Genomic DNA, 8,388 nt, shown 5'->3' with positions numbered 1-8,388 from the left:
GCCCCCCTCAACGCCTTCCAGATCGCCTTCGAGGGCCGGCTCACCCCGGCCAACAACTGAACCTCAACCACCAAGATCAGCCGTTAAGTTGACACACCCCCGACCGGCGGAGGCCGAGGACCGGGCGATCCCGAGACACTGGGAGGGCGACCTCATCATCGGTCTGAACCGCTCGGCGATCGGCACGCTCGTCGAGCGCACGACCATGCTCACCCTGCTTCTGGACCTGCCGCGGATGGACGGCTATGGCGTCGAACCACGGGTGAAGAATGCCCGGCACTGGCCGGCCGTGGCGCCGAAGCCGTGAAGGACGCGATCGCCGCCGCGATTACCGCGCTACCCGAGCAACTACGCCGCCCCTGACGTGCGACCGCGGCACAGAACTGGCCCAGCATGCCCAACTCCGCATCGACATCCGGCTGAAGGTCTACTTCGCAGACCCGTACAGCCCCTGGCAGCGGGGTACGAACGAGAACACGAACGGACTGTTGCGCCAGTACTTCCCGAAGGGCACGGACCTCGCCCGCCTCAGCTCAGCGACCTCTTTCTCCAGTTCCCCGAACCGCTCACGCCCCTGCTGGGCGGCAACCGCCTGCGGGGCGGCCTGGGTCTCGGCCTTCTTCACCCAGAGCCGCAGGGCCTCGGGATGAATCCCGAGAAGATCTCCGACCTCCCGGATGATCCCCGACCGCCCCGAGGACTGCCTCTGCTTCTCGGCGACCATCCGCACGGCCCGCTCAATCAGCTCCGCTGGGCACTTCCTCTGCGCCGGCATGAGCGCATCCTTCCAAGGTTCAGCGCTCTGCACCGAACCCGGAGCGATTCACTGTCCGCGGCTGGCACGGTTCATGACTTGGTCCCAGAGATGCGGATCGCTCCTACGGGCGATCTTGGCGGATCGGTCAAGGATCTCATGGCTCGCCAACTCGTGTGCGTGAATCCCGTCAATCACCAGGGGGTCGGGCCCATTGGGGTTCTGGATCTTGATCTCGCGATTGAATTCTTTGAGAACCTTTACGAGCCGACTGTAGGCCAAGAGTTCCTTGGCGAAGAACTCTTCGGGAACGTAGGTAAGCAAGCCGTTCACGGGCACTTCCACCGCAGTGTGAAGGATCTGACCCGTATTCAGCATCTTTTCTTCAATGACGAGCCAGACAATGTAGCTCCGATACGGTGGCTGGCTGTGCAGCGTGAACTCAAGAGTGTTACCCGTCCAGTCGAGGGTGTAGTCGAATTTGACCTGCGTTCGAGCGACGTCCCGGTGCTGCCCGTCCCAGTCCGGTTCACCGGATGGCCACAGCGCGCGGGCGTCCAGCTGATGTGCCTTGCGCGCTTGTGTATCCACCATGTGCAGCCGCGTGTTCATGGGCTGCATTTTTCCCGGCTTCCCTCTGGATACAGTGACGTCTGGAACGGGGATCCACCAGTCGAACGTGTCCGCCGTGACCTCTCCGAGATCGCTTCTGGGGGTGATCCCCGGATCACCAGGACTGGAAGTCCAGTCGGGCACCAGCGGGTATTCGTCTAGCGCTAGGGACGTCTCCGTGAGCACGAGTTGCTTCAGGTCCCTGAGCTCAGGATCGTGATTAGGATTGGGAACGGGTTCATAACTGGACATCTGAAACTGATCATAGGTGACGTCGGACCAGCTCTTGGGTGCGTTGCCCGTTCCTCCCATAGAGGACAGCGTGCGTAGTTTTACTTTGTATTGGATGGCGCCGTGCGGAATGGTCGGTTGGGTCTTGATAGAAACCGCCGCGTAACATTCCCGGTGCTCGCGCTTGGCTGGCGACGTAATAACCCCTGTACCGGGGATGTCCTTTGTGGAAACCGAGACGTCAACGCGGGGTGAAGACTTGCGCGTGAGTTGCAGCTTTCCAGGACGAACGGTCTGACTGGTGCTGGGCGCGGACCACTCGTTGCGGAAGAGTGCCGCCAGCAGCAGAAGTTCAACATAGCCACTCGTCGCGAGAAGCTCGGCGTAGTCCTTCTCGGCCTGGGAGTTGGCTGCATCCGCGCACTCTTGCGGGTTGACGATCACGTATCCACCCAGGCCGGGCTGCAGGATCGCCGGCGGAGTCCACCCGAAGTCCATATTGGCTAGCTTGGTAGCGCCAGGGTGAGACTCTCTCTGTTTCGCGAAAAATTCGTCGTTGTGATACCGCAAGTCCAGCGCCCCGACAGGCCAATGGCCTGTCGGATTCAAAATTTCCTTTCCACTGAAGGGGTCAGCGTATACGTCACCACTGCCGACGTTGAGTGGAATCAGGAAGTGTTCGGGCTTATAGCGTGTGAGGGCCAGTCCGTTGTCGCGAAGTGCCTCGGCAAGGTCGTCCAACATGCGAGCGTAGTGCTGGAGTCCCCCCTTATACCTACCCGTAGTACGATATTCTGGCTCGATTGCGCGGATCGCCGTCAGGAAACCGGTAGCCGCATAGGTTGCGGAGGGAACCATCAAGCAGTTGTCGAAATAGCTGCCATTGTCTTCGGGAAGAGTGGCTTGCCGAGGTGCGCCACCGGGCTTTTCGGGAAGCGTGAATAGTTGCTGCCACAGTCGGCCCCATGACCACTGGATGGTGCCCCAATCGACCATGGTCATCCAGGTCTCGCGGCTCAATAGTACGCCAAACCCCTCCTGCGTACGCGAAAAGGCGAGTTCAATGTCGCCCCTGCGTGTTTCCATGTCCTCCTTGGTAGGCGACTTGTCCATGATGTCGAGATATTGGGCCGCCTCTGCAGTGAGCTGTTGAATATTAGACCTCCCCTTGGCCACGTCTCTTAGAATTTCTTGCATCGAAAAGGCGTGGAAGGCAGTGTTGAGCCTTTTCCCCATTTTTTCGACGGCCACTTCCAGCGCGTTAGGTCCTTCTTTGATGATGCCAACCAGCTTCGCGAGATCGAACGCCAGTGATAGCGCACTACCCACGGGCCCTGCAAACCCGGCAATTTTCCCGACCGCCGAGAGAATATCCAAAAGTTCCGGTGGAATTCCCAGATCGACCGCAAGGTTGATGGCGCCCTTGTCCTTATTAATGTCTTTCAAGGTGCTGGCCTGTTTGAGCGCTTCCGCAATTTTTGAAGGGTCGATGGGGACGGCGGTAGGTGCATGGTAAGCAGGAACGTAATCAGGAGAGTCGTGATACAGATTCCCCCAGCTGTCGACGTACAGACCGCCACCCAGGTGCAGCGCGAAGGCCGGAATGCTACCCATATCACCCAATCAGATGCCGAGGTCGAATAGAATGACATTCGGACCTTACCTCGCGCCTTCGTGATCGGCCTGCTGGACCCGTCCGATCGGCACCATTGCCAGGTGGCACAAGACCTGTGAGGCAGCGACTGGTGGCAATCCACTACCCACGCCGGGCGGCACAGGGGACGCTCCGAAATCTTTAGACCGTGTCCTATTGATCCGAAACGCTTTGGGTTCAGGCTCGTTGATCGTGGGTCAGCGATCTGGTGGGGGATGCGCGGACGTGGTCGCCGGACGCGCAGGAGGCTGTACGGCTGCTGGCGGTGTCCGCGCTGGTGGAGGGCCGGGGCAGGTCGGAGGTCGCCGCCTTGTTCAGGGTGTCGGTCAGGGCCGTGGACAACTGGTGGGCGAGGTGGCAGGCGAGTGGCCGGGACGCGCTGCTGTCCCGGCCGCGAGGCCGCCGCGCAGGCGAACACCAGGTGCTGTCCGAGACCGAGCAGGCCGCCGTGCGGCAGGCGGTCCTCGCTCACATTCCCTGCGACCTGGGGCTTTCCGGGCAACTATGGACGCGGAGGCTGATAGGCGAGCTGATCTTCAAGCTGTACCAAGTCCGGTTCACCGAGCCCGGCGTGGGCAAGTACCTCAAACGCTGGGGCCTGACCTTCCAGCGGCCGGACAAGCGGGCAGTCGAACAGGACCCGGAGGCCGTCCGTACCTGGTGCGAGGAAACCTGGCCGGCGATCCGGGCCAGGGCGAACGCGGAAGGTGCTGAAGTTTTCTTCGGTGACCAGGTCGGGATCCGCTCGGATCAGGTCACCGGTCGCACCTGGGGCGAGCAGGGGCGGACGCCGATCGTCCGCCGCACGGGGACCCGGTTCTCCACGAACGCGATGTCCGCGATCAGCACGAAGGGCCGGATGCACTTCATGGTCTTCACCGAGACCTTCGACGCGAAGGTCATGTGCCGTTTCCTGGACCGGCTGGTCGGCCACTTCGACCAGAAGGTGCACCTGATCGTGGACCGGCAATCGGCCCACCGCTCAAAGGCTGTACGGGCCTGGCTCGCCGACCGCAAGGACAAAATCGAGCTGCACTTCCTGCCCTCGTACTCAGAGGGCGTTAAGTCCGTTTCTGGTATCGGCCTCGTCCGGGCTGGGTGAGGAAGCCTTGGCGGGTGAGGCGTCCGAGACGGCTTCGGGTGATGTTGACGGATGCCTCGTCGGTGGGCATGCCGAGGAGTTCGTGCAGCTCACGGGCTCGGAACTCTTGATCGGGATGCTGATTGAAGGCGTTCACGATGGCCTGGTAGGCGGTGTTCGTATCGGGCGGTGGGGGTTGGCCTGAAGCCGGTGCGAGTTCGGCGATGACCTGCCGGGTGGTGGCCAGGTTCGCGAGTCGCGCTTCGGTCTCGGTCAGGGCGGCCGGGTATACGAAAACGCCAAGGGCGAGCTCGACGAGTTCCGGTACCGCCGGTCGGGCCTGGGCGGCAAACGGCGCGGCGGCTGGGAGCTGCGCTACAACCCCTACGCACCGGAGCACGTGTGGCTGTACAACCACGAGCGGGACACCTGGGTGGAGGCCACCTTCCGGCATCAGCACCTCATCGGGGCACCGTGGACCCAGTACCTGTGGGACATCGCCACTGCCGAGCACGTGGAGCGCGGCGGCCGCAGGGACGACGACCTCGCGGTCGCCCAGGCCTTGGCCGAGCTCCTCGAACGGGCCGGCCGCGGCCCGGACGAGGCGTCGGCGCCGCTCGTCCCGGACGGCTGGGGCCCGGCCCTGCCAGCAGCGACCTCACGCGTGTTCGACCCGTACGGCCAAGGACCTGCCGACAGCTCCGCCCCGGGCGGCGTGCCGGACCTGGACGACGCGGGCATGTACACGCTGCCCGGCCCGGCAGACCTGTCCCGGCGGGCACTGGACGGCGACCCGCTGTTCCTGTCCCCCGCCGCGACCAGTGCCGGGGCTTCCTGGAGCCCGCAGGCGGTGGCCTCGTTCAAGGACACCTACTTCGACGACCTGCCGCCGCTGGAGGACGAAGCTGCCGACGGCGCCACGGATCGGCACCCGTCCGGCCCGCCGGTGACAGCCGACGACGTTTTGCGCCCTATCGAAGGGTTCAAGGAGGACTGAAGTGAAGGATCGCATCGACGAGACGACGGTCCGGGGACTGGTCGACGGGCCGGCCCGGCGCAGACCTCCGGAGCCGGAGTGGCGCGACACGCTGGGCAACTGGCGTGCCTCGGTGAAGCGGGTCATGGATCCGCCGGACCTGGCCGACTGCGCCCCACTGAACATCGAACTCGCTGCCGACGACCCGCGGTTCCTGTTCCACGGCCGGATGCGGCCGGTCCGGACCCCGGCCATCAATGCCGCGCTGAAGGTGGTCCACGTCCAGTTGCGCGCCAACGCGCAGCGGGAGACAGGCCGTATCGGGGTGGTCATCGAAGGACCGAGGGGCACCGGCAAGACCACGCTCATGCAGTACATCGGCCGGCACCACGAACAGCGCCTGGACGACCTGTACGAGCCGGACGAAGACCGCATCCCGGTGATCGCGCTGAGCGTGCCCGCCCAAGGCCGCGGCGGCTCCCGCAACTGGGCTGCGGCATTTGCGTACTTCCTCGGCCTGGAGCGAGACGGCGGTACCGACCCAACCCGGTCGATCTGCCACGTCATGCGGCACTCGGGCACCAAACTCGTGCTCATCGACGGCATCGAACGCCTGCAGCCCGGCGCCGACGTGCAACAGTCGTTCGCGTTCCTGGAGCACATCAGCGACGAGACCGGCGCGACGTTCGTGTACTGCGGCCGCGGCAGCCGCTCCATCGTCGACCCCATGCTCCGCGACCGCGAAACCAAGCCGGAAAACAACGAGGACCCGTGGGGAGACCACCCGGTCCTGGTGACCAGCCGCCTGGGCTACGACCAGACCGGCAAAGACCGCTTCCGCCGCATCGTCAACGAGTTCGAAAAAGACCTGCGGCTGTTCCACCCCGAACCCGGCGACCTCACCAAACTCGCCCCTATCCTGCATCTACGCAGCAAGGGCTACCTACGGGCCCTGTCCCAGCTGATCAGCCAGGCCGCACAACAGGCCATGCTCACCAAACAGGAACGCATCACCGAGGGACTCCTCGACACCCTCACCGTCGGACGCGTGATCTCCATCTGAATCGCGGGCGGGACGGTGGGCCGCTCGACCTGGCAACGGTGGACGCCCACGGTCCCGGCTCGTGCGTGGTAGTCGTCTGAACAGCGAGAGACCCGCCATCCGTCCTCTCATTGCTGCGCTTGCAGTCGGCCGCTGCAGGGAGCCTGCCGCTGCGTCGGCGCAGTGTAGGAGCCCGGGCTGGTACGGAAGACGTACTTTCGCCAGTCTACGAATACTGCCCGGCGCACCGTGGGACTCTTGGATGGCAGGCCCAGCGCACATGTGGGTTCGGGGGGAGCGGATGCGGCCGCTGATGTCCAGCAGCGTGGGCAAATCGTGCATGGGTGTATGCATGGCAGGGGTCCTGGCTATAGGTATCACAGGGTGTGTAGGTACAAGCCCGCCGCCAGGCGGAGGTCGTCCTGGTGGACCTGCGACGCCCGCTGTCACTGCCTCTGTCGTACCCGGGCAGGGCGCTCCTGGCAGTTCGCCTGCCGGACGCGAAAACCACGGACCTTCCGCTCGTCCAGGGACCACCGGACCTTCGCCCAGTGCGGGTCAGGACGGCGACCCAGGGATTCCTCAAATAGACCCGCCCGTCGATACCGGTCCGCAAGAAAGGCCTGGATCCCTGGTCACAGGTGGCACGAATTCACCCTCGCCGTCGGGTCCTTTTGGCCCCGTTGCCTCGCCGTGCGGGCCGCAACCGACGCTGGGCGCTTCGTGTTTGCCGACGCCAACGCCTACGGTACCCACGACTGCGATCCCCACCGGGACCTGAGTTATGGCAACCGTCCCACCGCAGCGCCGGACCGACCCGGGAGCACGCTCCCGAAGAAATCGCCGCCGGTCGGTGATACAGCAGATCATTGGACACCCTGCGAACTTGCAGGTTCACAGGCGCTCCCCTCGCCCGGACACGCCGGTGAACCTCCCTGCAAGCGACGACCGAAGCTACCCGGAGTTGCTCAACTCAGTTGCCGGAACCGCATCTTTCGCGGCCGCCCTGCTGGTGTACGCCGGCTACATCTACACGAACGCCTACTTCGGTTACTACCATCTCGACACCTTTGCCATCGGTCTCGATACCTTCGAACTGATCGTTCGCAGTTTGCGGCTGGTGACCTTGCCAGCTTTGGCGGGCCTGGCCGGTGCGCTCCTCATCCCAGGTCTCCTGCGACTTGTCACGTCCCTGAGTGTGTCGGAGCGCTATCGGCACAGAGCACAGCGGACCCTCGTGACCACGGCACGAGCGCACATCGTCATTGTCAGCAGTGGTGTCGCGTTGCTGCTCTTCTGGCGCTGGATCCAACCCGTCAACTGGCTCCCGCCCCTCCTGATTGTGGTCGGTCTCCTACTCGGTCGAACACGAGCGGCAGGGTCCGCCGGCGGCTGGAACGGTCTTCCCTGGGAGCGGACCCTCTCGCTGCTCGTCGCTGGATTGTTCATGATCTGGAGTGTGTCTCTGGTGGCCGGACAACTGGGTCGTCAGGATGCGAAACATGACGCCGCGCAGACCGTACGGCGAGTCGCAGTTGTCGTACTGAGCACCGACCGGCTCAGCATCAAATCCCCAGGGATTCAAGTCGATGACTTCGGTCCCGGAACCCACTACCGCTACCGATATCGCGGGCTCCGCCTTTTGATAGAGCGCGACCACAGGTACTACTTGCTTTCAGTCGGCTGGCAGAAACCCACTGACCCCGTGATCGTCATCGAAGATGACGACAGTGTCCGTATCGAACTGATGCCGGGGACCCAGCCACGCGAGACGTAGAGGAGTCTCCAACCGCGCCTGCGGCACCAGATGAAGAGCGGGGCGAGGCTCTCTGCAACCCGCGGCAGCGCGGCTGCCCCCATCGGGCCCGCGCGCCCTTTGCGGCGTCAGCTCTCTTCCGTCTCGTAGATCTCTTGTGCGCGCTCAAAGCCAGCCTTGTTGAGGGCTAGTGCGTTGGCCACGAACGTTGCTGGGGTGCTGAGGACCCCCTGGTCGGTGCTCGCGGTGCTGGATTGGTGGCGCCATCCTCGATGTCGACGT

Annotated in this window: 5 protein-coding genes and 2 pseudogenes; 5 read left to right on the top strand and 2 right to left on the bottom strand. The window is 63.9% G+C overall.

All coding sequences use genetic code 11. The features are described from left to right. Positions 1–88: 88 nt before the first annotated feature. A pseudogene (locus tag PV364_RS40990) lies at positions 89–536 on the top strand (IS30 family transposase); the annotation flags it as partial. Here the strand turns inward: PV364_RS40990 and PV364_RS40985 are convergent. Together PV364_RS40985 and PV364_RS40980 are read right to left on the bottom strand one after the other, a co-directional pair. Then, positions 428–724, bottom strand: coding sequence for a transposase (locus PV364_RS40985; RefSeq protein WP_319666040.1), 297 nt, complete (start codon positions 722–724; stop codon positions 428–430). The pseudogene PV364_RS40990 and the gene PV364_RS40985 overlap by 109 nt on opposite strands. A 99-nt stretch (positions 725–823) precedes the next feature. Next, positions 824–3,211 (bottom strand): hypothetical protein, encoded by a 2,388-nt coding sequence (locus tag PV364_RS40980; RefSeq protein ID WP_319666039.1) that lies wholly within the window; start codon positions 3,209–3,211, stop codon positions 824–826. Between the two features lie 296 nt (positions 3,212–3,507). Here PV364_RS40980 and PV364_RS40975 point away from each other — a divergent pair. The 4 genes and pseudogenes from PV364_RS40975 to PV364_RS40960 form a co-directional block, all read left to right on the top strand. Further along, a pseudogene (locus PV364_RS40975) lies at positions 3,508–4,305 on the top strand (IS630 family transposase); the annotation flags it as partial. A 427-nt stretch (positions 4,306–4,732) separates the two neighbouring features. After that, on the top strand, positions 4,733–5,329 hold the full coding sequence (locus PV364_RS40970; protein ID WP_319666038.1) for a hypothetical protein: 597 nt from the start codon (positions 4,733–4,735) through the stop codon (positions 5,327–5,329). 1 nt (position 5,330) lies between these two features. Further along, on the top strand, positions 5,331–6,371 hold the full coding sequence (locus PV364_RS40965) for an ATP-binding protein (RefSeq protein ID WP_319666037.1): 1,041 nt from the start codon (positions 5,331–5,333) through the stop codon (positions 6,369–6,371). A gap of 904 nt (positions 6,372–7,275) precedes the next feature. Next, positions 7,276–8,127 (top strand): hypothetical protein, encoded by an 852-nt coding sequence (locus PV364_RS40960; RefSeq protein WP_319666036.1) that lies wholly within the window; start codon positions 7,276–7,278, stop codon positions 8,125–8,127. Positions 8,128–8,388 lie beyond the last annotated feature (261 nt).

Origin of the sequence: Streptomyces sp. MI02-7b (assembly GCF_033793585.1) — a bacterium.
Lineage (GTDB): Bacteria > Actinomycetota > Actinomycetes > Streptomycetales > Streptomycetaceae > Actinacidiphila.
The sequence above is the reverse complement of the archived record's forward strand: the minus strand, read 5'-3'. Positions and strand labels throughout refer to the sequence as shown.

Bases quoted from the DNA above. Each gene is read 5' to 3' on its own strand.
- PV364_RS40985 (WP_319666040.1), bottom strand. From the start codon at position 724: ATGGTCGCCGAGAAGCAGAGGCAGTCCTCGGGGCGGTCGGGGATCATC.
- PV364_RS40980 (WP_319666039.1), bottom strand. From the start codon at position 3,211: ATGGGTAGCATTCCGGCCTTCGCGCTGCACCTGGGTGGCGGTCTGTAC.